Annotated in this window: 17 protein-coding genes; 7 read left to right on the top strand and 10 right to left on the bottom strand. The window is 66.0% G+C overall.

All coding sequences use genetic code 11. The annotated features are described in order from the left end of the window. The 5 genes from DOM45_RS12840 to DOM45_RS12820 form a co-directional block, all read left to right on the top strand. The coding region (locus DOM45_RS12840) for a choline dehydrogenase (RefSeq protein ID WP_110601098.1) at positions 1 to 1,405 on the top strand (1,405 nt) is incomplete at its 5' end. 302 nt (positions 1,406 to 1,707) lie between these two features. Continuing rightward, entirely contained in the window at positions 1,708 to 2,964 is a 1,257-nt protein-coding gene (locus tag DOM45_RS12835; protein ID WP_110601097.1) for an efflux RND transporter periplasmic adaptor subunit, read from the top strand. Beyond that, a complete protein-coding gene (locus tag DOM45_RS12830) occupies positions 2,961 to 6,116 on the top strand; it encodes a multidrug efflux RND transporter permease subunit (protein WP_110601095.1) in 3,156 nt (1,051 codons plus the stop codon). Before DOM45_RS12835 ends, DOM45_RS12830 begins: the two co-directional genes overlap by 4 nt. Then, positions 6,113 to 9,217, top strand: coding sequence for an efflux RND transporter permease subunit (locus DOM45_RS12825; protein WP_110601094.1), 3,105 nt, complete (start codon positions 6,113 to 6,115; stop codon positions 9,215 to 9,217). Before DOM45_RS12830 ends, DOM45_RS12825 begins: the two co-directional genes overlap by 4 nt. Before the next feature lie 218 nt (positions 9,218 to 9,435). After that, positions 9,436 to 11,904: an acyl-CoA dehydrogenase gene (locus tag DOM45_RS12820; protein ID WP_110601093.1), complete on the top strand. Its 2,469-nt coding sequence runs from the start codon at positions 9,436 to 9,438 to the stop codon at positions 11,902 to 11,904. Positions 11,905 to 11,986: 82 nt separating this feature from the next. Here the strand turns inward: DOM45_RS12820 and DOM45_RS12815 are convergent, their stop codons facing one another. The 10 genes from DOM45_RS12815 to DOM45_RS12770 all read right to left on the bottom strand — a co-directional run bounded on the left by DOM45_RS12815 (position 11,987) and on the right by DOM45_RS12770 (position 22,928). Next, positions 11,987 to 12,562: a septal ring lytic transglycosylase RlpA family protein gene (locus DOM45_RS12815; protein WP_240612388.1), complete on the bottom strand. Its 576-nt coding sequence runs from the start codon at positions 12,560 to 12,562 to the stop codon at positions 11,987 to 11,989. Positions 12,563 to 12,628: 66 nt separating this feature from the next. Then, positions 12,629 to 14,425 carry an SLC13 family permease gene (locus DOM45_RS12810; RefSeq protein ID WP_110601089.1) on the bottom strand — a complete coding sequence of 599 codons (1,797 nt, stop codon included), beginning with the start codon at positions 14,423 to 14,425 and terminating at the stop codon, positions 12,629 to 12,631. Between the two features lie 101 nt (positions 14,426 to 14,526). Then, on the bottom strand, positions 14,527 to 15,504 hold the full coding sequence (locus DOM45_RS12805; RefSeq protein WP_110601087.1) for an NADPH:quinone reductase: 978 nt from the start codon (positions 15,502 to 15,504) through the stop codon (positions 14,527 to 14,529). Positions 15,505 to 15,605: 101 nt separating this feature from the next. Beyond that, on the bottom strand, positions 15,606 to 16,181 hold the full coding sequence (locus tag DOM45_RS12800; protein ID WP_240612387.1) for a hypothetical protein: 576 nt from the start codon (positions 16,179 to 16,181) through the stop codon (positions 15,606 to 15,608). A gap of 139 nt (positions 16,182 to 16,320) precedes the next feature. Continuing rightward, the gene (locus tag DOM45_RS12795) at positions 16,321 to 17,091 is read right to left on the bottom strand and encodes an IucA/IucC family C-terminal-domain containing protein (protein ID WP_110601084.1); all 771 of its coding nucleotides are present in this window, start codon (positions 17,089 to 17,091) and stop codon (positions 16,321 to 16,323) included. Further along, complete coding sequence (locus DOM45_RS12790) at positions 17,088 to 17,876, bottom strand: ABC transporter ATP-binding protein (RefSeq protein ID WP_110601083.1); 789 nt, start codon at positions 17,874 to 17,876, stop codon at positions 17,088 to 17,090. The genes DOM45_RS12795 and DOM45_RS12790 overlap by 4 nt, the downstream gene beginning before the upstream one ends. A gap of 3 nt (positions 17,877 to 17,879) precedes the next feature. Continuing rightward, positions 17,880 to 18,908: a FecCD family ABC transporter permease gene (locus tag DOM45_RS12785; RefSeq protein WP_110601082.1), complete on the bottom strand. Its 1,029-nt coding sequence runs from the start codon at positions 18,906 to 18,908 to the stop codon at positions 17,880 to 17,882. Further along, entirely contained in the window at positions 18,901 to 19,926 is a 1,026-nt protein-coding gene (locus DOM45_RS12780) for a FecCD family ABC transporter permease (protein ID WP_110601080.1), read from the bottom strand. The genes DOM45_RS12785 and DOM45_RS12780 overlap by 8 nt, the downstream gene beginning before the upstream one ends. After that, positions 19,923 to 20,810, bottom strand: a complete 888-nt coding sequence (locus tag DOM45_RS12775; RefSeq protein WP_205909452.1) for an ABC transporter substrate-binding protein — start codon at positions 20,808 to 20,810, stop codon at positions 19,923 to 19,925. The genes DOM45_RS12780 and DOM45_RS12775 overlap by 4 nt, the downstream gene beginning before the upstream one ends. Before the next feature lie 78 nt (positions 20,811 to 20,888). Further along, positions 20,889 to 22,928: a TonB-dependent receptor gene (locus DOM45_RS12770; protein ID WP_240612386.1), complete on the bottom strand. Its 2,040-nt coding sequence runs from the start codon at positions 22,926 to 22,928 to the stop codon at positions 20,889 to 20,891. On the opposite strand from DOM45_RS12770, the gene DOM45_RS20325 reads away from it, so the two are divergent. Continuing rightward, a complete protein-coding gene (locus DOM45_RS20325) occupies positions 22,918 to 23,169 on the top strand; it encodes a hypothetical protein (protein ID WP_240612385.1) in 252 nt (83 codons plus the stop codon). The genes DOM45_RS12770 and DOM45_RS20325 overlap by 11 nt on opposite strands. A gap of 315 nt (positions 23,170 to 23,484) precedes the next feature. Beyond that, complete coding sequence (locus DOM45_RS12765) at positions 23,485 to 24,285, top strand: glycerophosphodiester phosphodiesterase family protein (RefSeq protein ID WP_110601074.1); 801 nt, start codon at positions 23,485 to 23,487, stop codon at positions 24,283 to 24,285. Positions 24,286 to 24,301: the final 16 nt, after the last annotated feature.

The following is a 24,301-nucleotide window of genomic DNA, read 5'->3' as shown; positions in this document are numbered from 1 at the left end:
CTACATCCGCGGCAACGCCCTGGACCTGGACAACTGGGCCAAGGAGCCGGGCCTGGAAGATTGGCGCTATCGCGACTGCCTGCCCTATTACCGCAAGGCGGAAAGCCGCGATATCGGCCCCAACGACTATCACGGTGGCGACGGACCGCTGAGCGTGGCGACGCCGAAACCCGACAACAACCCGCTCTACCAGGCGTTCATCGAGGCGGGTGTCGAGGCGGGCTACCCGCGCACCGAGGATCTCAACGGCTACCAGCAGGAGGGCTTCGGCCCGATGGACCGTTCGACGACGCCCAACGGCCGCCGCTCTTCCACCGCGCGCGGTTATCTGGACATCGCCAAGCAGCGCGAGAACCTGACCATCGTCACCCACGCGACCACGGACCGGATCCTGTTCGAGGATCAGCGGGCCGTCGGCGTCAACTACCTGCACGACCGTCTCAACAACAGCCAGCCGCACCAGGCCCTGGCCCGTCGCGAGGTGCTGCTGTGCGGTGGCGCGATCGCCTCGCCGCAGATCCTGCAGCGCTCCGGGGTCGGCAATCCGGAACTGCTGGAAAAGCTCGGCATTCCCGTCGTGCATCCGCTCAAGGGCGTCGGCGAGAACCTGCAGGACCACCTGGAGATGTACATCCAGTATGAGTGCAAGCAACCGGTCTCGCTCTATCCGGCACTCAAGTGGTACAACCAGCCCAAGATCGGCGCGGAGTGGATGTTCCTGGGCAGGGGCATCGGCGCCAGCAACCAGTTCGAGGCCGGCGGCTTCATCCGCAGCGACGACAGCGAGGCGTGGCCCAACCTGCAGTATCACTTCCTGCCGATCGCGATCAGCTACAACGGCAAGAGTGCGGTCCAGGCCCACGGTTTCCAGGCACACGTCGGCTCGATGCGCTCCGAGAGCCGTGGGCGGGTGCAGCTGCGCGACCGGAATCCGCGCAGCGCGCCCAGTATCCTGTTCAACTACATGGCCACCGAGCGCGACTGGGAGGAGTTTCGCGCCGCGATCCGCCTGACCCGCGAGATCATCGCGCAGCCGGCCATGGATGCCTACCGTGGCCGGGAGATTTCGCCGGGGCCGGATGTACAGTCGGACGAGGAGCTGGACGCCTTCGTCCGTCAGCATGCGGAAACGGCCTACCACCCCTGCGGCACCTGCCGCATGGGCAGCGACGACGACGCCGTGGTCGATGGCGAGGGTCGCGTTCACGGCATCGAGGGGCTGCGCGTGATCGATGCCTCGATCATGCCGCAGATCGTGACCGGCAATCTCAACGCCACCACCATCATGATCGCGGAGAAGCTCGCCGATCGCGTACGCGGGCGCGAGCCGCTGCCGGCCTCGGAGGCGCCCTACTACGTCGCCGATGGCGCGCCGGCTCGCCAGGCGCCCGCCAGAAGCGTGTGATGTCGCCCGAGCGCTTCCCGGTCGGCGGTTGGCGTTCGACGATCCAAGGCCAGTGTCGAGCGACGCTGGCTGCCTACCCTGCCTCTTCCCCTGGCCCGGCCCCGACGCCGGGCTTTTTTCGTCGACCCTGTTCATTGGTGCCATCATCGGCCTGGCGCCGCTAATTTATTTGCGCGCTAATTGCGCATTGTGCGAACAGTGTTCCGTTACACTGGGTTCGGCTTTAGGCTAGTCCGACCCCAAGCTCGTTCGAACCGTGTAGCGCGCACGTCACAAAGTCCGTACAAGGAACGTCTTTCGTCATGTCATCCTCCTCCACGTCGTCTCGCCCCCGCCGGCCGCTACGCTGGCTATGGTGGTTGCTGCTGATCCTCGTCGCGGCCAGCCTCGCCTACTACTTTGTCGGCAGGAACGACGCGCCCGAGGGTAACGACGGATCCCCTGGGCAGGCAGGCGCCGGCGGCATGCCCGCCACGGCCATCTCCGCCGTGGCCGCCAGCCGCGGGGACCTGCCGATCGAGCTGACGGCGCTGGGGACGGTGCGACCGCTCTCGAGCGTCGCCGTGCGGCCACGGGTGGAGGGCGAGCTGATTTCGGTCGACTTCGAGGAGGGCCAAACGGTCCAGAAAGGTCAGCGGATCGCCCAGATAGACCCGCGGGACTACCAGGCGCAACTGGATCAGACCAAGGGGCAACTGGCCCAGGATCAGGCCCAACTGGCCTCGGCAAAAGAAGATCTGGCCCGCTACGAGAAGCTGATCGAGACCAACTATGTCTCGCGCCAGGAGCTGGAGCAGCAGCGCCAGCTCGTGCGTCAGTACCAGGGCACGGTCGCCAGCGACCAGGCCAGCGTCAAGAGCGCCCAGGTCCAGCTCGACTATACCGACATCACCGCGCCGATCACCGGCGTGGCGGGGATTCGCAACGTGGACCCCGGCAATATCGTCCAGCTCGGCGACGACGAGCCGATCGTCACCATCACCCAGTTGGATCCGATCTCAGTGATCTTTTCGCTGCCCAGTCGCTACGTCGATATCGTCCGTGGCCGCCTGATCGCCGGCGACCACCCGGTAGTGAACGTGACCGATACCGATGGCGAGACCCACTCGGGCCAGTTGAGCAGCATCGACAGCAACGTCAACAGCGCCACCGGCACGATCCGCCTGCGCGCCATCCTCGACAACCCGACCGGCGGGCTCTATCCCAACGCCTACGTCGACGTCAGCCTGGTGTCGCAGATCCTCCGCGACCAGGTGATCGTCCCCGAACCGGCGGTGCAGACCGGCCAGGAGGGCAACTACGTCTACGTGGTCAAGGATGACGACACCGTGACCCGGCGCGACGTGACACTGGCCGCAACCCAGAACTCCCAGAGCGCGCTGTCGTCCGGCGTCGAAGCCGGAGAGCGGGTCGTGGTGGACGGCGTCGACAACCTGCGCGAGGGCGCCAAGGTTCGCGTGGTCAGCGATGCCCTGCCGGGCGAATCGAGCGACGAGGTGATGGACGCCGCCGGCGCAGATGGCGGGGTCGACGACGGTGGTGACGGCCGCGCCTCATGAACCCGTCTCGCCTGTTCATCCTGCGCCCGGTCGCCACCTCGCTGGTGATGCTGGCGATTCTGATCGCCGGCGCCATGGCCTACCGGTTGCTGACGATCTCGTCGCTGCCGGAGGTGGACTTCCCCACCATCCAGGTCACCACGCTCTACCCCGGCGCCGGGCCCGACGTGATGCTCTCCCACGTCACTTCCCCGCTGGAGGACCAGCTGGGCGAGATTTCGGGACTGGAGGACATGAGCTCGACCAGCACCGGCGGCGCCTCGCTGATCACGCTGCGTTTCTCGCTCGACTCCGACCTGGGCGTCGCCGAGCAGGAGGTCCAGGCGGCGCTGAGCCAGGCCGAGACACTGCTGCCCGACGACTTGCCCCGCCCCCCCAGCTACAGCAAGGTGAATCCGGCGGATACCCCGATCATGACCCTGGCGGTCAGCTCGGACACCTTGCCACTGACGAAGGTCTACGATCTGGTCGATACGCGCATGGCGCAGAAGATCGCCCAGATCACCGGCGTGGGCCAGGTCAAGCTGGCCGGCGGCCACCAGCCCGCCGTGCGCATCACCGTCGACTCGCGCCAGCTCGCCGCCTACGGCCTCGATCTCGCCGCCGTGCGCAGCGCCGTCGATGCCGCCAACGTCAACCGGGCCAAGGGCACGCTCTACGGGCCCTATCGCGCCTACAGCATCGATGCCAACGATCAACTGCTGTCGGCGGACGGTTACCGCGACCTGATCCTCAAGAACGACGAAGGTTCGGTGCTGCGGCTGTCGGACGTGGCCAGGGTCGAGGACGGTTCCGAGAACGCCTACCTCTCGGCCTGGGCCGATCGCGAGGGCGCGATCCTGATCGACGTGCTGCGCCAGCCCGGCGCCAACGTGGTCGGCGTGGCGGACAGCATCAAGCGGAGCCTGCCGGCGCTGGAGAAAACGCTGCCGGCCAATGTCGACGTCAGGATCCTCACCGATCGCACAACTACCATCCGCGCCGCGGTGGAGGACGTGCAGTTCGAACTGATGCTCGCCATCGGGCTGGTGGTGATGGTGACCTTCCTGTTCCTGCGCAACATCCCGGCCACACTGATTCCCAGCCTGGCGGTGCCACTGTCGCTGGTGGGCACCTTCGGCGCCATGTATCTGGCGGGATTCAGCCTCAACAACCTGACCCTGATGGCGCTGACCATCGCCACCGGCTTCGTCATCGACGACGCCATCGTGGTGCTGGAGAACATCACCCGCTACGTGGAGAAGGGCGAGAGACCGCTCGCCGCCGCGCTCAAGGGCTCGCGCCAGATCGCCTTTACCATCCTCTCGCTGACGGTCTCGCTGCTCGCCGTGCTGATACCGCTGGTGTTCATGAGTGGCGTGGTCGGTGTCCTGTTCCGCGAATTCGCGCTGACCCTGGCGATCTCGATCCTGATCTCCGCCTTCGTCTCGCTGACGCTGACGCCGATGCTCTGCGCGCGCTGGCTGAAGCCGCGTCCGGAAACCGCCGGCCGCAGCGGCGACGAGATGGACGACGAGGCCATGGTGCGCAGCCGGCAAGGCTTGTTCGGTCGCCTTACCCGCGGCTACGAACACGCGCTGAACTGGGTGCTCGGTCACCAGACGCTGACGCTGCTGGTGGCGGTCGCCACCCTGGGCGTCACCGCCCTGCTGTTCATCGCCACGCCCAAGGGGCTGTTCCCGGTGCAGGATACCGGGGTCATCCGCGGCATCACCACGGCGACCCAGTCCACCTCGTTCGACGCGATGTCGGCGCGCCAGCAGCGACTGGTCGACCGCCTGCTGAAGGATCCCGCCGTCGAGAGCGTCTCGTCCAGCGTCGGCATCGACGGCACCAATACCACGCTCAATAGCGGCCGCCTCTCGATCAATCTCAAGCCGTTGGACGAACGCGGCGACCTGGACAGCATCCTGGCGCGACTGCGCGACCAAAGCCGCGACATTCCCGGGCTGACCCTGTCACTGCAGCCGGTGCAGGACCTGACACTGGAAGATACGATCAGTCGCTACCCCTATCAGTTCGCCCTGACCCAGGGCGACCGCGCGGCGTTGAACGACGACGCCGCCAGGCTGCTCGCGGCCCTCGGACGCTCCCCCGCCATCGCCAGCGTCAGCAGCGACGTCCAGAACGAAGGACGCAAGCTCGAGGTGACCATCGACCGCGGCCGCGCCGGCCGGCTCGGGATCAGCGTCGCCGATATCGACGACGCGCTCTACGACGCCTTCGGCCAGCGCCTGATCTCGACCATCTTCACCCAGGCCAGCCAGTACCGGGTGGTGCTGGCCGCCAGCGCCACCGACGGCGAAGGCCCGCAGGCGCTGTCGCGCCTCTACGTGGCCAACGACGACGGCGAGCTGGTGCCGCTGTCGACCCTGGTGACCCTGACCGAACGCACCACCCCGCTCTCGCTGCAGCGCCAGAACCAGTTCCCCTCGGCGCTGATGTCGTTCGCCGTCGCCGACGGCCACTCGCTGTCGGAGGCCTTCGCGGCCATCGACCAGGCGGCGGCGGACACGCTCAGCGACCAGACCACGCTCACCTATCGCGGCTCGGCACTGGCCTACACCGACTCCACCGGCGACACCCTGTGGCTGATCCTGGCCGCCATCGTCACCATGTATATCGTGCTGGGGGTGCTCTACGAGAGCTACATCCACCCGCTGACGATCCTGTCGACGCTGCCCTCCGCCGCCATCGGCGCCTTGCTGGCGCTGCAGATCGGCGGTTACTCGCTCGGTCTGGTGGCGGTCATCGGTATCATCCTGCTGATCGGCATCGTCAAGAAGAACGCCATCATGATGATCGACTTCGCGCTGGAGGCGCAGCGCGAGCGCGGCATGTCGGCGGCGCAGGCGATCCATACCGCGGCGCTGCTGCGCTTCCGGCCGATCATGATGACCACCTTCGCCGCGCTGCTCGGCGCCATGCCGCTGATGTTCGCCAGCGGCTACGGCGCCGAGCTGCGCCAGCCGCTGGGTGTCACCATGGTCGGCGGGCTGCTGTTCAGCCAGTTGCTGACGCTGTTCACCACGCCGGTGATCTACCTGTTCTTCGACCGCCTCGCGGGACGCTTCGGCCGGGCCCAGCGCCATGACGACGAGCGCGATGCGCCGGGCCGTGATGAAGAGCGTCGTGACGGAGTGTCGCCGTGAGCCTGTCGGCGCCCTTCGTCCGCCGGCCCGTCGCCACCATCCTGCTGGCGCTGGCCATCGTGCTGCTGGGCTCGCTCGCCTACGAGCGGCTGCCGGTGGCACCGCTGCCCAACGTGTCGTTCCCGACCATCCTGGTATCGGCGAGCCTGAGCGGCGCCAATCCGGAAACCATGGCATCGACGGTGGCGACGCCGCTGGAGCGCTCGCTGGGGCGCATCCCCGGGATCACCCAGATGACCTCGTCGAGTTCCGACGGCTCCACCAGCGTGATCATCCAGTTCGATCTCGACAAGGACATCAACGTGGCCGCCCAGGAGGTCCAGGCCGCGATCAACGATGCCCAGCCGCTGCTCCCCAGCGCCATGACCAGCCGGCCGCACTACCGCAAGCTCAATCCGGCCTCGGCGCCGGTGATGATCCTGTCCCTGACCTCCGACACCCTCCCCACCAGCGAACTCTATCGCCTCGCCGACAGCAAGATCGCGCCACCCATCGCCCAGGTTCCCGGCGTCGGCGACGTCAACGTCGGCGGCAGCTCCTCCCCGGCGGTCAGGGTGTCGATCGATCCGCGCAAGCTCAACCACGCCGGTATCGCGCTGGATGCCGTGGCCGGGGCCCTGCGCGCGGCGACGACGCAGTCGCCCACCGGGTTCGTGCAGACCGTCGAGCACCGCTGGGAGGTCCAGACCGACTCCCAGCTGCTGAAGGCGAGCGACTACAGCCAGATCGTGATCGCCAAGGGCGACGACGGCTCGCTGATGCGACTCGGCGACGTCGCGAAGATCGTCGACGGGGTGGAAGATCGCTACAACGTCGGCTTCCAGAACGATCTCCCTGCCGTGCTGCTGGTGATCAGCAGTGCCAGCGGCGCCAATATCATCGATACCATCGCCGGCGTCAGGGAGCGTCTCGACGAGGTGCGCAGTCTGCTGCCGCAGAACGTCAACCTCAGCGTGCAGCTCGACCGGGCACCCGGTATCCAGGCATCGCTGCACGAGACGCAACTGACGTTGCTGCTGGCCGTCGTGCTGGTGGTACTGGTGGTATTTCTGTTCCTGCGCAATGCCCGCGCCACGATCATCCCCAGTGTCGCGATTCCGGTGTCGCTGATCGGCACCTTCGCGATGATGTGGGCGTTCGACTTCTCGCTGGATACCCTGTCGCTGATGGCGCTGATCGTCTCGATCGGCTTCCTGGTCGACGACGCCATCGTGGTGGTGGAGAACATCGCCCGACATATCGAGCAGGGCGTCAAGCCGTTCGAGGCTGCGCTGCTCGGCGCCAGGGAGGTCGGCTTCACGGTCACCGCGATGAGCGTGTCGCTGGTGACGGTGTTCATCCCGCTGCTGCTGCTGGGCGGCTTCATCGGGCGGATGTTCCACGAGTTCGCGGTGACACTGTCGCTGGCCATCGGGGTGTCGTTGCTGGTGTCACTGACGCTGACGCCGATGCTGTGCGCCCGCTGGCTGAAGCCGCATCCGGAACGCCAGCGTCAGCCCCGCTGGGAGCGCTCCCTGACCGCCATTGGCCACGCCTTCGTGCGCGGCTACGCCAGGACTCTGGACATCGCCCTGAAGCACCGCCGTCTGACACTGCTGTCACTGGTCGCCGTGATCGTGCTCAACGGTTATCTCTACACCGCCGTCGACAAGGGATTCATCCCGGATCAGGACACCGGACGCCTGCTCGGCACCATGCGCGGCGACCAGGCGCTGTCGTTCGACGCCGTCTCGGACAAGCTCGGCCAGGTACGCGAGCGGCTGCAGGCCGATCCCGCCGTCGCCAGCGTGCTGGGGTTCATGGGTAGCGGCGGCCCGGGCCGCGGCGGCTCCTCGGCGACGCTGTTCATCACCCTCAAGTCCGACCGCCAGGCTTCGACCCAGGCGATTGGCAATCGCCTGATGGCCAGTCTGCAGGGGCTGACCGGGGTCAGCACCTTCATGTTCCCGCTGCAGGATATCCGCATCGGCGGACGCTCCAGCAGCGCTTCCCAATACGAGATCACGCTCAAGAGCGACGACCTCGAGCTGCTGGGCGACTGGTCCAGGAAGATCCAGCAGGCGATGCAGCAGGTCGACGGCATCACCGGGGTCGACAGCGACAACCGCGGCGACGGCCTGGCCGCCAGGCTGGTCGTGGATCGGGACACCGCCTCGCGTCTCGGCGTGGACATGAGCACCATCGACACAGCCCTGGGCAACGCCTTCGCCCAGCGCAAGGTGGTGAGCCTCTACGACGCCGATGAGCAGCGCTACGTGGTGATGGAGGTGGAAGCCCCCTACCGCCAGGCTCCCGATGCCATCGGCGACCTCCATGTCAGCGCCAGCGATGGCGAGATGATCCCGATCTCGGCGTTCAGCCATGTCGAGCGCAGCACCACCCCGGTGACGGTCAACCACCAGGGCCAGTTCGCCGCCTCGACGGTCTCGTTCAACCTGGAGGAGGGCGTGTCACTGGGAGAAGCGACCGCGCGCATTCGCCAGGCCGTCGATGCGCTGCACCCGCCCACGGCCCTCCAGGTCGACTTCGAGGGCAGCGCCGGCACCTTCCAGAGCGGTATCGAAGCGATGCCGTGGCTGATCCTCGCTGCCCTGGTGACGGTCTATCTGGTACTGGGCATTCTCTACGAGAGCTACATCCACCCGTTGACCATCCTGTCGACGCTGCCCTCCGCCGGGGTCGGCGCGCTGCTGGCGCTGATGGCGCTGGACACGCCGTTCACCCTGATCGCGCTGATCGGCATCATCCTGCTGATCGGCGTGGTCAAGAAGAACGCGATCATGCTGGTGGACTTTGCCGTCGTCTGCGAACGCGACCAGGGCATGACGCCCCAGGAGGCGATTCGCCACGCCGCGCTGGTCCGCTTCCGGCCGATCATGATGACCACCCTCGCCGCGCTGCTCGGCGCCCTGCCGCTGCTGCTCGGCACCGACGAGAATGCCGGCCTGCGCGCGCCACTGGGGATCACCATCATCGGCGGACTGATCGTCAGCCAGATCCTGACGCTCTACACCACCCCGGTGGTCTATCTTTACCTCGACAGGCTTCATCGCCGACTGCGGCCAAGCCAGATCGGCTCGGAGCGTGCCAGCGAAGCGTGAGCCTCGGGCTTCGGGCTTCGGGGCGCCATCGAAGGGGCTCCGGCCCGCGAGCCCTTCTCGTAGCTCGTCTCGTGGCTCGTGGCTCGTGGCTCGTGGCTCGTGGCTCTAGCCCAAAGGATAAGCACGCCGGCCTAGTCAGCCGCCGTGCGATCCGCTAGTCTGAAAACCAAATTCAAACGCTCGTCTGAATTCTTCGTTTTCCCCTCTCGGAGTTCGTCATGATCACACTGCTGCTCATCGTCCTGGCCGTCATTGGCTGTCTGGTCGTCATGCGTCGCGAGGCCGGCGCACTCGCGGCACTGGCCGTACTCGCCGTGCTGGGTGTCGTCGGGCTGGCGCTGGGCGCCGGCGTCATCGGTACGCTGTTGCTGATCGCGGCGATCGGCGTCGCCGCCTGCGGCCTCAAGCCGATTCGTCGGCTGTGGCTGTCGCCGCGCCTGTTCGCGCTGTTCAAGAAGATCGCCCCGCGGGTCTCCGAAACCGAGCGGGTCGCCCTCGATGCCGGTACCGTCGCCTGGGACGGCGAGCTGTTCAGCGGCCGGCCCGACTGGCAGCGCCTGCTCGACTTCGACAATGCCGGGCTGAGCGAGGAGGAGCAGGCTTTCGTCGACCACCAGTGTTCCGTCGCCGCCGGCATGTGCAACGCCTGGGAGATCGCCCGCGAGCGCGCCGACATGCCCGAGGCGCTGTGGGAGTACCTGAAGAACGAACGCTTCTTCGGCATGATCATCCCGAAGGCCTACGGCGGCCTGGGATTCTCTGCCAAGGCGCAGTCCGCCGTGCTGCAGAAGCTCGCCTTCAACGAAACCCTGATGAGCACCGTCGGCGTGCCCAACTCGCTCGGCCCGGGCGAACTGCTGTTGAAATACGGTACCGAAGCGCAGAAGGATCACTACCTGCCGCGCCTCGCCGACGGCCGCGACATCCCCTGCTTCGCCTTGACCGGCCCCCGGGCCGGCAGTGACGCCACCTCGATCCCGGATGTCGGCATCGTCTGCCGCGGCATGCACGACGGCAAGGAGGTCCTGGGGCTGAAGCTGACCTTCGAGAAACGCTGGATCACCCTGGCGCCGATCGCCACCGTGGTCGGCCTGGCCTTCCGCATGTTCGACCCGGACAACCTGCTGGAGCGCGGCGAGAGCGACATCGGCATCAGCTGTGCACTGATCCCGCGTGACACCGAGGGCATGGAGATCGGCCGCCGCCATCATCCGATCGGCAGTCCGTTCATGAACGGGCCGATTCGTGGCAAGGAGGTGTTCATCCCCCTCGATTACCTGATCGGCGGGCTCGACATGGCCGGCCAGGGCTGGCGCATGCTGGTCGAGTGCCTCTCGGTGGGCCGCTGCATCACCCTGCCCTCCGGCGCTGCGGGGATCGGGCGCTATGCGGTGGGCTGGAGCGGCGGCTTCACCCGCATTCGCCGCCAGTTCAACATCGCCGTGGCGGACATGGAGGGAGTGCAGGAGCCACTGGCGCGTATCGCCGCCAAGGCCTACATCTCCCAGGCCGCAGTGGTGCAGACTGCCAATACCATCGATCACGGCGTCAAGCCGGCGGTGCCGTCGGCGATTCTCAAGAGCCAGTTGACCGAGTTCCAGCGCGACGTGCTGGCCGACGCCATGGATGTCCACGGCGGCCGCACGGTGACGCTGGGCCCGCGCAACTATCTCGGTATCGGCTACAGTGCCAACCCGGTCTCGATCACCGTCGAGGGCGCCAACATCATGACCCGCAACCTGATGATCTTCGGTCAGGGCGCGATCCGCTGCCATCCCTACGTTCTCGAGGAGCTGGCGGCCAAGGATGCCAACGATTTCGAGGCCTTCGATCGGCTGTTCTTCCGCCACATCGGGCTGATCTTCGGCAACGGCGCCCGCGCCTTCACCCAGGCCCTGGGTCTCGGCAAGCCGAACGTCCCGTTCGATGCCATTGCGGCGCCCTATGCCCAGGATGCCGCGCGACTCTCTTCCGCCTTCAGCCTGTGTGCCGACGCCGCCATGGCCAGCCTCGGCTCCAAGCTCAAGCAGCGCGAGATGATCTCGGCGCGTCTCGGCGACGTCCTCTCCAATCTCTACCTGCTGTCGATGGTGCTCAAGCAGTGGCACGAAACCGATCGCGTCGACAACGAGGCGGCACTGTTCCACTACAGCTGCCGGCTGTTGCTGAATCGTGCCGAGCAGGCGCTGGTCGACCTGTTCGACAATCTGCCCAACCGCGCCCTGGGCAACACGCTGTCGTTCGTCACCCAGCCGCTGGGGCGCCGCTGGCACAAGCCGCAGGATACGCTGACGCGCGAGATCGCCAGGGCGATCTCCACCGACAGTGCGCTGCGCCACAAGCTGACGAGCAATACCTGGGACAGCTGGGAGGAGGGTCAGAAGGAGAATGCGCTGGCGCGCTACAACGCCCTGCTGGCCAACGCCGAACGGGCCGAGACGATCTATCGCACGCTCAACAAGGCGCGGGTCAAGAAAGCGCTGCCCGAGGTCGCGCTGCATCCCGAGCAGTGGATCGATGCCGCCCACGAGACCGGTCTGCTCAACGACGAGGATGCCGCCTTCATGCGCGCCCACGAGGCGGAAGTCCTGGAGATGCTGACGGTGGACGATTTTGCCTTCGATGCCTTCGTCACGCGTCGGGAAACGAGAGAGACTTCAGGAATCGAGGACGAGGCCACCGCCTAGCGGCGCGGTCGGCGTGACCGGCAACACGAAGAAGCCCCCGTCCCAGGACGGGGGCTTCTTCGTCTGGTCGCCACCCTGGCGATTACTGCTCCAGGATCTGCAGCTGCACGTCGGCGGCACCGTCCTGGATCATGCCGAGCTGTTCGGCGGCCTTTCGCGAGAGGTCGATGATGCGGCCATCGACGAAGGGGCCGCGATCGTTGATACGCACCACTGTGCTTTCGCCGGAGTCCAGCGCGGTCACTTTCACCCGGGTGCCGAAGGGCAACGTCTTGTGGGCCGCCGTCATAGCCTGGCTGTCGTAGGGCTCGCCACTGGCCGTCAGCCGCCCTTCGAAGTAGGAGGCATAGAACGTCGCCTCGCCCAGCCGCTTTTTCCCCGTCGGTTGCGCCGAGCGAGCCTGCTCGTCACCAGAGACCGCGCCGGGGTCGTTGCCCACCGCCTTCTTCGACTTGGCACCGGATTTCGCGCCCGCCTTGGCGCTGGTCGCTGCCGACGCGGGCTGCCCGGATGAGGGGGAGTCCCACCCCGGCGGATGCGGGCTCGTTGCACAGCCCGCCAGCAGGATCGACATCAGCGCGGCAGCGAGAAGCCTCTTTCGGGACCGGGATCGGTTGGGCGACCCAGTCACGGCGTCGGCGGAATCGGTCGTCATCATTCGGATACCTGATGTCATCTGAACATGGCGTATTGCGGAATTCGACAATCATAATCGAAGATCGGCTCACGATAGTGGCCAAATGAGCAAAATCAAGGGAATTGCCGTTACCATGACGACCAGTGACAGCGGCAGCCCGAGCTTCCAGTAGTCCCGGAAGTGGTAACCGCCAGGGCCCATGACCAGCGTATTCGACTGGTGACCGATCGGCGTCAGGAAGGCGCACGACGCACTGACCGCCACCGCCATCAGGAACGGGTCGAGGGAGACCCCGAGGCCACTGGCGAGACTGGCGGCGATCGGTGCCATCAGCAGTGCCGCGGCGGCGTTGTTGATCACGTTGGAGAGCAGCAGCGTGATCGCGAACAGCGCCACCAGCGTGGCCAACGGCGGCCAGCCACTGCCCAGCGCCATCATTCCATCCGCGACCATCTGGGCGCCGCCGCTGGTTTCCAGCGCCGTTCCCACCGGCAACATCGCTGCCAGTAGCACGATCACCGGCCCCTCGATGGCGTCGTAGCCTTCACGCAGCGGCAGCACGCCCAGCGCCAGCGTGACCAGCGCCGCCAGCGCCAGCGCGATCGCCGCTGGCAGCAGGTCGAACATCATCGCCCCGATCGCGACCGCGAAGATCGCGACCGACAGCAGCAGTTGACGTGGACGCCCCAACGACAGCTTGCGGCTGGCCAGCGGCAAGCACCCCAGCGCCGCCAGGCTCTCGCTGAGCCCATTCTCATCACCCTGCAGCAGCAATACGTCTCCTGGCTGGAAACGCACCTCCCGCAGCCGTTGCTTCAGCCGTGTTCCGTCCCTCGATACCGCGACCAGGTGAAGCCCATGCTGATCGAGCAGTCGCAGTTGCGACACCGTTCGCCGCGTCATCATCGAATCGGTGCGCACCACGGCCTCGACCAGTTGCAGGTCTTCCGTATTCAGCTTGGGCGCTTCGGTGGCGTCGGATCCGTCGGCGTCCCGATCATGGGCACCGATGGTCAGCCCCGCCTTGTCCTCCAGCTGCTTGAGATCGTCGGGGTCCGCCTCGAGCAACACGATGTCGCCGGCCCGCAGGGTGCCGAAGAAACGGCTGCCGGAAAGCTGTTCGCCGTCCCGGACGACGCCAAGAACCGGTACCGGCTCGTCGCAGACCTCACGCAACTGGCGTAGCGTCCAGCCTGCCGCCTTGGACTCTTCCCCAACCGTCAGTTCGCTCAGGTAGGCCGAGGTCTCGAATAGCTCGTCGGCGGAGGCCTGCCCTTGCCGCCGCGGCGTCAGGCGCCAGCCCACCAACACCATGAACGCCAGGCCGGCCAGCGCGACGCCACCACCCACGGGGGCGAAATCGAACATTCGGAAGGCGCCCTCCCCCTGGCTGGCACGGAAGGCGCTGATGATGATGTTGGGCGGCGTGCCGATCAGCGTGATCAGTCCGCCCAGCAGCGAGCCGAAAGCCAGCGGCATCAACAGCAGCGACGGCGAGGTACCGTGCTCGCGGGCGACGCGAACCGCCACCGGTAGCAACAGCGCCAGCGCACCGACATTGTTCATGACGGCGGAGAGCAGGATGACCGTGGTGGTCAGCACCGCCAGCTGCCAGATCGGCTGGCTCCCCGCCTTGAGGGTCTTCTCCGCGATCCAGTCGACGACGCCGGAGTGCTCGAAACCGCGGCTGAGCACGAGTACCGCCGCCACCGTGATGATCGCCGGATGGCCGAAGCCCGAGAACGCCTCGTCCGCGGGAACGACCCCCAGCAGCACGCAGGCCAGCAGCGCGGCCATCGCCACCAGATCGTAGCGGAACCGACCCCAGACGAAGGCCGCCAGCGTCAACGCCAGTACGAGGAAGACCCAATATGCATCCTGCATCGACACACTCCTTGTGCGAACGAAGGCCACCCGGACCGAAAAAGCCGACGCCGCGTGATCGCGGCGTCGGCTTCGATATCATACGACAAAGCGCGCGGGCTTTACGGAATCAGAATCGTCGATCCCGTGGTCCGGCGGGACGCCAGCGCCTCCTGCGCCTTGCCGGCCTCGTCCAGCGTGAAGCGCTGGGCGATGTCGACCTTGACCTTGCCGCTTTCGAGCATGTCGAACAGGTCGAGACACATCTCCTCGAAGCGCTCGCGCGTGTCGGCGTAGCCATTGAGGCTAGGGCGGGTCAGATAGAGCGAGCCCTTCTGGTTGAGAATGCCCACGTTGACGCCGTCGACGGCGCCGGACGCGTTGCCGAAGCTGACCATCAGCCCCCGGGGCGCCAGGCAATCGAGCGAGGTCGTCCAGGTGTCCTTGCCGACGGAGTCGTACACCACCGGCACCATCGCACCGCCGGTCAGCTCGCGAACGCGTTCGACCACGTTCTCCTCGCGATAGTTGATCGTCGCCCAGGCGCCGTTCTTCTTCGCCAGCTCGGCCTTCTCGGCGGAACCGACCGTACCGATCACCTTGACGCCCAATGCCTTCGCCCACTGACAGGCGATCGAGCCGACGCCGCCCGCGGCAGCGTGGAAGAGGATGGTCTCGCCCCCTTCCAGCGGGAACGTTTGGCGCAGCAGATACTGGGTGGTCAGCCCCTTGAGCATGGCGGCCGCCGCGGTCTCGAAGGGAATGTCCTCCGGCAGCTGGACGACCTTGTCCGCCGGCAGCACGTGGTATTGCGAATAGGCGCCAAGGGGGCCCTGGGCATAGGCGACGCGATCTCCCACTTCGAGATGGGTCACGCCCTCGCCGACGGCGTCGACCACCCCGGCACCTTCTGTCCCCAGCCCGGACGGCATGGCCGGCGCCGGATAGAGCCCGGTGCGGAAATAGATGTCGATGAAGTTGAGACCGATGGCTTGGTTCTGGACTCTGACTTCTCCCGCCTTGGGTTCGGCCGGCTCGACCTCGACGGTCTCGAGGACTTCGGGGCCGCCGGTGCGGGCGAACTGAATGCGCTTGGCCATGACGTTTCCTTGTTGGGCTGGTGACTCTCGGTCTGTCATCCAAGCGCCATTCCCGGAGCGGGTCAAGTCGACGGACGAGGCCGCGTCAGGGTCGATCGATGTCAGGCGATGTTGGAATAGCGCTCCAGGGCCGCGACGAAGCGTGACTTGTAGGCCTCGAAGGTCTCGGGCTCCTGCTTGAAGGTGCGTACGATACCGTCGCCATTGAAGCGCACCACGCTGGGCAGCACACCGTTCACCGGCGCCGGATGGAGCGGGCCCAGACCGATACGCAGGCCACCCTCGCCGTCGATCCAGCGCTCGATGCCGCAGCGTCGGAAGAACGCCTCGCCCGCCTCGTCGGCGGCCGTCACGCGTAACGGGGCCTTCTCCGCCAGGGTCTTGACCAGATGGCGGCTGTGTCGGGTGTCGCCCTTGCCCTCCGGTGTCGACAGCATGTCCACCTCCATGGTCCCGCCGTCGACATCGGACGAGATCAGGGCCAGACACAGCACGCTGCCGTCATCCTCGGTCAGCGCGAACAGTCGCGCCGCCTCCTGCTCGAACAGCACGCCCTGGGTACCGGCGAAGATCACCAGCGGTGCCAGACCCGCCTCCTGGCCGTAGACGCTGGCACAGAGTTTGGCGAGACAGGCTTCGCGGGTCTCGGGATTCTTGACGTGAACGACCTTCATCATGCTTCTCCTGACTGGTTGCCTTGTGGCGCGCCGCCGGCGGCTCCGGGCCGGTGTAGTAAGCCGCGCAGCCTAGCATACTCTCCCCCAGCGGGCCCGCCGCGACTCCAGCCGAGATCCGCATCGGCGTTCATCCAGGCTTTCAAGGCTTGATCAGCGGGCACGCCCGACAGTATTCCCGTGGACAGGTGGCCTTGAAATAGAGACAGCAGGTCCGGCGGAAGCGAACCTCGTCGCCATCGCTCATAGCGGTATGGGCGTGGAAGAAGCGCGCCAGGGGATTGAAATCGAGTCCGAAAAGCGACGGCTCGGCGGTGAGCAGGAAATCGTAATCCGCCTCACGGCGCTCTCTCGCCCTGGCATTTCCGATGTCGCTCAGGCGGCGTTCGTAGAGCGAATAGATTCTGACCGCCAGGTTTTCCCACAGGATACGCTCCGGCACGCCCCCCGCTTCGCGGAGCGTGCGCCATAGCGGGGCGATCGTCTGTGCGAACAGCGTGTGCAGGATCTCCCGGCGGGCGCTATTGCGCCGCGAAGCCGCCAGCGCCTTGCTCTCCAGCGTCCATAGCGGCAACGACGACGTCCACACGCCCTGGTCGTGCGCATACTCGATGACGCAATTGGCGGCGGAGAGATCGAGCCCCCGATCGCAGATCGACAGGGCGTATAGCGGTGCACCGGTAAGCAGGAAGCCCAGGCGTTTCGACAGCAACGATGCCGTCGTGCGCCGTTCGGGGGAGCCGATCATCGGGCCCAGGTGGTCGAGCAGTTCGCGACAACGCCTGGGATCGAGAAAATCGGCGACGTCCATCGAGCGCGTGTCCGCCCGCTCGGCCGGCTTCAAGCGCAGCGTATCCGACAGATAGCGCCAGTGCGCGGGGTCGAAACCGTGGGTACGGGGCGCGTCGTTCATGCCTTTTGCCTGGCGAACGGAATGCACAGCGGCGTATGGAAATAGGGATCGTCGATCACTTGGCAATCGAGCTGGAAGATCGCCTTGACCCGCTCCCGCGTGATGACCTCCCGAGGCGTCCCCTGGGCCAGGATCGCGCCATCGCGCAGGGCGACGATATGATCGGCGTAGCGGCAAGCCAGGTTGAGATCGTGCAGCACCATGACGATCGTCTTGCTCGACTCGCGGTTGAGGCTGGCGAGCAACTCCAGTACCTCCATCTGATGGGCGAGGTCGAGAAAGGATGTCGGCTCGTCGAGCAGCATCAGGGGCGTATCCTGGGCCACCGCCATGGCGATCCAGGCACGCTGGCGCTGCCCCCCGGAGAGCGTGTCCACGCTGCGGTGGGCAGCCCCCAGCAGGTCGGTGCGTGACAGCGCCAGCTCTACCTGCCGCTCATCCTCTTCGGACCATTGGGCGCGCCAGCTCTGGTGCGGATGGCGTCCCAGGCTCACCAGTTGGCGGACCGTGATCCCTTCCGGGGCCACCGGGTGCTGCGGCAACAGCGATAGCGTTCGTGCCACGATCCGGGTTGGCTGGCGATGAATATTCTTGCCATCCAGCGCGACACCGCCCTGCCAAGGCATCAATAGTCGGGCCAGAGCTTTCAGCAACGTGCTCTTGCCGCAGCCATTGCTGCCCACCAGCACCGATATCTTGCTCTCAGGCAGATCCAGCGAGAGATGACGCAGAATGGCCTGACGCTGGTAGCCCAGCGTGAGATCGTTCGCGGAGAGCATCGCCATGGATCAACGCACCTGTCGGATCAGCAACATCAGAAAGAACGGCGCGCCAATGGCCGCCACGAAAATGCCCGCCGGTAGATCCAGCGGCAGAAATAGCGTCCGCCCCACCAGGTCCGCCAGCATGACCACGGTCGCGCCAGCGGCGATCGTCATCACGATCTGCGCCGCGCCCGGCACGGGCACCAGACGTCTGGCAAGGTGCGGTGCCATGAGACCCACGAACGCGATCGCCCCGCCCCAGGCCACGGCCAGTCCGGCAAGCACCGCCGCCAGCAGCGTGAGCGCACCCCGCATCCGCTGCACGCGTACCCCGATGCCGACCGCCAGGGCATCGTCGACCGCCGCCAGCAACGCGTACCGTACCAGCGGTGCCATCGCGACGAGCGCCAGGGCGAGACCGATCGAGAGGCGCTCGACCTCGGACCAGTTGCCGCCGTATACGCTCCCGGTCAGCCACACGTAGGCCGACAGCGTGGTTGAAAACGGACTGGAAACCAGCAGAAACGTGGTGGCCGCGGTCAGCAGTGCGGAGAGCCCGATTCCCATCAGCACCAGCCGTAACGGCGTCACACCCTGCTGCCAGGCCAGCCAGTACACGATGCCGACCGCCATCAAGGCGCCCCCGGCCGCCGCCAACGGAAGCCAGGCATGGCCCAGGTCGGCGGCCAATAGCGAGAAATAAGCCACGGCGGCGGCGCTGGCACCGCTGGTCACGCCCAGGGTATCCGGCGATGCCAAAGGGTTGCGCATGACCTGCTGCAGCAGCCAGCCGGAAAGCGCCAGCGCCCCGCCCACCAGCGCTGCCAGCAGGGTCCGCGGCAAACGCAGTTGCCAGACGATCAGTCCCGTGTCGCTGAGCGGCGCCGACAGGGCGGCCAGCAATTCACGCGGCGTCAACGGTATCTTGCCCAGCGACAGGCAGCCCGCCAGCGCCACACCCACCACCACCCAGGCCATCAACACGCGCCACCATGGACGCCATACGATAGCTCGCGAGAATCGGCCCAACCTCAGCGCCCGGATCTCAGCCATGGCGAACGCCCTGTCGTCTCACCAGCAGCATGAAAAACGGGGCACCGACCAGCGCGGTCATCACACCCAGCGGTACCTCACCGGGCGGGATCAACGTCCGCGCGGCGATATCGGCACACAGCAGCAGGACGGCGCCGATCAATGCGGCCAGCGGGAGCCAATGACGATGATCCGGCGTCGACAGACGCCGCGCCATGTGAGGCACGATCAGACCGACGAAGGCAATATTGCCCGCCATGCTGACCGAGGCCCCCGCCAGCAGCACGATCAGCGTGATCGATGCCAACTGCAGACGCCTCACGGATACCCCGGCGCCCACGGCGACTGCCTCCCCGGCCGCCAGCACGTTCCATTGGCGTAGCCAGGGCACGCAAGCCAGTAGCGCCACCAGCGCCAGTATCAGCATCGGCCAGGTGTCCGTGAGCGGCCGGCCGGCGACCGAGCCGGCAAGCCAGAAGAGCACCGAATCCAGGCCCTGCTGATCGACCACCAGAAGCGCCTGACTGAAGGCATGGAACAGCGCCGTCAATGCCGCGCCGGCCAGCAGCAGCCGCAGCGGCCCGGCAGTTGGACCTCGGCGCATGGCAAGGCTCCATACCAGCGCGACCGCCAGCGCCGCACCGACGAATGCTCCCAGGTTGGCCACCGCTGCCGACAAGCCACCTCCCATCGTGGCAAGGGCGACGACGACGAACAGCGCGCCGGCGTTGACCCCCAGCAGGCCGGGTGCGGCCAGGGGGTTGCGTGTCAACGTCTGCATGATGCCACCCGCCACCCCGAGGCTGGCTCCGACCACCGCGGCCAGCAAAGTCCGCGGCAGCCGTGTGGTACGAATCAGCAGATCATCGACATTGGTCGGCGACGGCGACCAGAGCGCGTGCCAGAGCTTGCCGAAGCCAAACCACTGCGGCCCGGCCATCAGGCTGACCGACATCACCAGCACGAGCGACAATACAAGTAGACCCGGCGCGACCCAGAACCGTGCGCGCGTCGATTCCAGACCGACATCGCCACTCATGTCCGCCCCCGCCGTTCCGCGTCCGTCAACCAGGCGTCGATGTCGTCGAGCATGGCGAAAACGCCCAGGATGCCTCCGGAAAGGCTCCAGTCGATGGCATCGATTTCCCAGACTTCGCCCTGACTCGGCGCGGCCATCCGCTGCCATAGCAGGTGGGCTCTCAATCGACGCTCGTGGTCCGCCACGGCGGCACCGCGACCGTGACGCATGACGAAGAACACGTCGGCATCCAGCGCCGGCAGGCCCTCGACGCCGCTCAGCTTGAGCGAGACGCCGGAAAGACCACGCTGCGCATCGTTCCAGCGAAAACCCAATGCGGCCAGAACCGATCCGCCGAAGCTCTCGGCGAGATAGCTGCGCACCTCATTGGCACGGATGTCGAGCAGGGACACCGTCACCGGCCAGCGCGCCCCGAAATGCTCGCGCAGGCGCCGACGCAACCACGACAGCCGTCGCGTGAGTCGGGTCGACAACGCCGCCGCGTTCGCCTGCCTGGACAGTGCCTCCCCCATCACCGTCAGCGTCTCCCGATAGCGGTAGATTTCATCGAACATCACCACCGGCGCCAATTGGGAGAGCAGCGGTTCGATGCGCTGGTGACGAAAGCGTGACGCCACGATCAGGTCGGGCCCGAGCAGCGCGATGTCCTCGAGACTCGGCTGAGTCTCGAGGCCAACCAGGGTGGTCTCCGACAGCGCCGAGCGCAGGTAAGGATAGATCGGCTTGTCGAGCCACGATTCGACGACCCCGACCGGTACCACCCCCAGCGCTACCGCCGTATCCGTAGCGCCCTGAAATAGCGTCACGATGCGTGGCGCGGAAGCGTCGCGCTTGTCGCCTGCGGAGAATGCCACACCAGGCGCCACCCCCAGGGCCAGTGCCATGACCAATAACTCACGCCGTGTCATCGGGCCCTTGCCTGCCACCGATCCCCAGGGCCAGGTCGCTTGCCGCGCCATTGATTAGAAGTCGACACTGTAGCCCACGGACAGCGTCCGTCCGCGCCCCGCGAAATAGCGATCGTTCATGTAGCCGGCATTGGGGCTATCGAGCGCGCTCTGGGAGTAGTAGGTGATGTACTGCTTGTCGAACAGGTTGGCGATGCCGACGTTCAGTTCGCCCACCGGCAATTGGTAACCGACGGCAGCGTCGACCAGGGTGTAGCCATCGAAATCACGATCCCAGCCGTTGCCGCTATCGTCGAAGTCCTTGTCGAAGGCGTGGTTGAGCTGCACGAAGGTCGTCCACAACGGCGACCACTGGGCCGACCAGCTGGCGACGAGACGATCGGGAGAGACGTTCAGGCCATCCAGCTTGGCATCCAGCGTGCCATTGTTGTCGCTGTCATAACGTCCCCGCATGTGGGAGTACGCCAACTTGCCGGAATGCGCCTCGTTGAACTGGTAGCCCACCGAAGCCTCGATGCCATCGATCCGTGTCTCTTCACGCTGCATGACAAAGGCGTCGCCCTGCGTCGCGATTCGCGAACCGAAGTCGGAAGACGAGACGTAGTAGCTCAACTCGGCGTTTAGCCGCCCGTCGTCGTAGCGCACGCCGGTCTCCACGTTATCGGTCACGATGGGCCGCAGGTTCGAGAAATTGTCGACCGACTGCCCAGGCGTGCTGATGCCACGCAACACGCGGCCCACGTCGGGAATCACGAAGCCCTCGGCGTAGTTCGCGAACAGACTCCAGTGCTGGACCGGACGCCATACCACCCCGGCGTTGTAGAGCGTCTCCTCGAAGTCGGGCGAACCGCCCTCGACCTCGACACCGTTATTCGCGGCGACGGTTCGGTAGCTGTCGATATCGAGCTTGGCATACTCGTAGCGCGCACCGGCCGAGAGCGTCAGCGAATCGATGGGACTGAAATCCACCTGCATGAATGGCGACAGATCGGTGTATTTCACCTTGGGCACATAGGTGCGATCCGTGCCCCACAGATACTGCTCGGTGTCATCACGCATGACATCAAAACCAAGCGTGAGCTTGATGCGGTCGTCCCAAAGGCCATCCTTGGTCAGCGACGTCTTGAGCCCGTATTTCTGCGTCTCCGCCATCGTCTGGTCGTAGAGCGTGCCCACCGGCGCGATGGCAGAATCCTGGAACGACCCCGAATCGGTGGCACCGAACAGCGACTCGTAATCCTGGTAGAAGCCCAGCACGTTCAAGTGCATTCCCGCCAGATCGTAGTCGTCCCAGGTGATGCCCGTGGTCCAGACCCTGTTGTACTGGCTGTGGCCCTCGGGGTCACCACGCTCCGAAGTGGTGGGCACCCCTGCTTCACGATCGCCCGCGACGCTGACGTAGTGGTTCTGCCCCTCGAGGCGATAGTGATTGACGCTCAACTGCAGCCGCCGGTCATCGTCGAACCAGTAGGCGACCTTGCCGAACACGTCGTAGGCGTCGGAGTCCATCAGATCGCCCTGGGTATTGTCGACGCCGATGGGATCGCCGTCCCCATCCACGTAGAGCCCCTGATCCTCATAGCTCAACGAAAAGAGATAATCGAGGGCGTCCTTGTTGCCACTGAAACCATAGTTGGTGCGATAGCTGGTGGTATCCCCGTCCAGCCCCGACGTCGGCGTGGTCACCTCGGCCTCGAAGTGCTGAGTGAACGCGCCCGGCTCGGGACGCTTGGTGATCAGGTTGATGACGCCACCGGCCGCACCCAGGCCATTGGTGGCGTTCGCCCCCTTGATGACCTCGATATGGTCGATCATCGAGAAGTCGATGGTGTGCAGCTCGCGCCCGGTGGGGCGCAACGGGTTGGACTGTGGGATGCCATCGATCATGACCAGCGGCGCCCGCCCGCGCAGCGTCTCGCCACTCCCGCTCATCTTCTGGCGCGGGGGCGAATAGTCCGGCAGCAGGTTGCTGAGCATCTCCGACGAGTCAGAGGTGATCCGCTGCTGCTGTTCGAGCTCCTCGCGCGTGATCACGCGAATCACCTGCGGCGAGTCCTGTCGCTCGGCACCGGAGCGCGTCGCCGTGATGACCATCGTTTCGTTCGAGACGTCCGCCGTGGTGGAAGCGGCATCGGCCGCCAAGACTTGCGCCGCCGCGCCCCACCCCGCCGATATCAGCAACGTTCCCAGTAATACCCTCTCGCCGTTCATCCGCATGATCCGCCTCTCGCCGATTTTCTCGTCGTTATTTTTCAACCTCGCCTCGCCCCGCGCCGACTGGCCGGGAGAGACTGGCGGCGCATTATTGCAAACAATATGCAAACGCAACAACTAACGATAAACATTCTCATATGAAAATCGATGGCGGGATCACGCAATCGTCATCTTGGTGCGCTATTTTTCCCGCCTGACGCCCCGGCACCGCTACGCTTGAACGTTTGCGGTGCTCATCCGACGGTTCAGCTTGACGACGGCCCCCGCGTAGCCGAAGGTCAACCCTTGGCACGGCGCCCCATGGCCGCGCCTGCATTTCCCCGGTGTGATCCGCAGCGCCTCGGTGCGCCAGCGCCGCGACAGGGGAACTCTCTATCACTGGAACATGGATTGTTGGCGAGTGCCGCAGACGGTAGTCGCCGGAGACCTCGACGCAATGACTCAGAGTGTGACCGCGCCAGCCAGCGACGCCCCCCGTTACATCGCGCATCGCGGCCTGTCCGCACGCGCCCCCGAAAATACCCTGGCGGCCGTGCAGGCGGCGTACGACGCCGGTTGCGAGTGGGTCGAGCTGGACGTCCAGCTGCTTGGCGACGGCACCCCCGTGATCTGGCACGACGCGGGGATCAAGCGCTGTTCCGATGGCCGTGGCAAGCTGGTGAAGCTGGATGCCGAGAGCGCCGCCAAGCTGGATGCCGGCAGTTGGTTCGGCGCGCAGTATCGGGGCGAGGCCATGGCGACCCTGGAAGCGATGCTGGCATTGATCACGCGACTCGGCCTGGGTCTCAATCTGGAACTCAAGGTCTGTCGCGGCCGCAACGCCATCGAGCTCGTGCAGGCCGCCCTGCCGCCGACGCTGGAAGCGCTGCCGGCGGAGAAACTGATCGTCTCCTCGTTCGATCGTCACGCCCTCACGGCGGCACGGGCACTGGAGTCCGATCCCGACCGGCTGCGCCTCGGCGTGCTCGACGACAAGGCTCCCAAGCGCTGGTGGCTGGAGACCGAGCGGCTCTCCGCCTACAGCCTGCACCTGGACTGGCGCAAGCTGAAGATCAAGCGGGCCCAGGAGATCGCCGACGAGGAGATCAAGCTGTTCTGCTACACCGCCAACGACCCGGTCACCTTCGAAAAGCTCTGGGACTGGGGCGTCGATGGCGTGATCAGCGATGATCCCACGCGTTTCGTCGTCCACGCGGGAGAGGCCGCCGCCCGCGCATCGGAGACAAAAAGCGCCTGATACACCCGCCAATTAG

Origin of the sequence: Salinicola lusitanus (assembly GCF_003206045.1) — a bacterium.
Lineage (GTDB): Bacteria > Pseudomonadota > Gammaproteobacteria > Pseudomonadales > Halomonadaceae > Salinicola > Salinicola lusitanus.
This window is presented reverse-complemented; position numbering and strand designations above follow the sequence as displayed.

What these genes read in the sequence shown, in the direction of transcription:
- DOM45_RS12835 (WP_110601097.1), top strand. Translation starts at nt 1,708, where the DNA reads ATGTCATCCTCCTCCACGTCGTCTCGCCCCCGCCGGCCGCTACGCTGG.
- DOM45_RS12830 (WP_110601095.1), top strand. Translation starts at nt 2,961, where the DNA reads ATGAACCCGTCTCGCCTGTTCATCCTGCGCCCGGTCGCCACCTCGCTG.
- DOM45_RS12820 (WP_110601093.1), top strand. Translation starts at nt 9,436, where the DNA reads ATGATCACACTGCTGCTCATCGTCCTGGCCGTCATTGGCTGTCTGGTC.
- DOM45_RS12815 (WP_240612388.1), bottom strand. Translation starts at nt 12,562, where the DNA reads ATGATGACGACCGATTCCGCCGACGCCGTGACTGGGTCGCCCAACCGA.
- DOM45_RS12810 (WP_110601089.1), bottom strand. Translation starts at nt 14,425, where the DNA reads ATGCAGGATGCATATTGGGTCTTCCTCGTACTGGCGTTGACGCTGGCG.
- DOM45_RS12805 (WP_110601087.1), bottom strand. Translation starts at nt 15,504, where the DNA reads ATGGCCAAGCGCATTCAGTTCGCCCGCACCGGCGGCCCCGAAGTCCTC.
- DOM45_RS12800 (WP_240612387.1), bottom strand. Translation starts at nt 16,181, where the DNA reads ATGATGAAGGTCGTTCACGTCAAGAATCCCGAGACCCGCGAAGCCTGT.
- DOM45_RS12795 (WP_110601084.1), bottom strand. Translation starts at nt 17,091, where the DNA reads ATGAACGACGCGCCCCGTACCCACGGTTTCGACCCCGCGCACTGGCGC.
- DOM45_RS12790 (WP_110601083.1), bottom strand. Translation starts at nt 17,876, where the DNA reads ATGGCGATGCTCTCCGCGAACGATCTCACGCTGGGCTACCAGCGTCAG.
- DOM45_RS12785 (WP_110601082.1), bottom strand. Translation starts at nt 18,908, where the DNA reads ATGGCTGAGATCCGGGCGCTGAGGTTGGGCCGATTCTCGCGAGCTATC.
- DOM45_RS12780 (WP_110601080.1), bottom strand. Translation starts at nt 19,926, where the DNA reads ATGAGTGGCGATGTCGGTCTGGAATCGACGCGCGCACGGTTCTGGGTC.
- DOM45_RS12775 (WP_205909452.1), bottom strand. Translation starts at nt 20,810, where the DNA reads ATGGCACTGGCCCTGGGGGTGGCGCCTGGTGTGGCATTCTCCGCAGGC.
- DOM45_RS12770 (WP_240612386.1), bottom strand. Translation starts at nt 22,928, where the DNA reads ATGGTCATCACGGCGACGCGCTCCGGTGCCGAGCGACAGGACTCGCCG.
- DOM45_RS12765 (WP_110601074.1), top strand. Translation starts at nt 23,485, where the DNA reads ATGACTCAGAGTGTGACCGCGCCAGCCAGCGACGCCCCCCGTTACATC.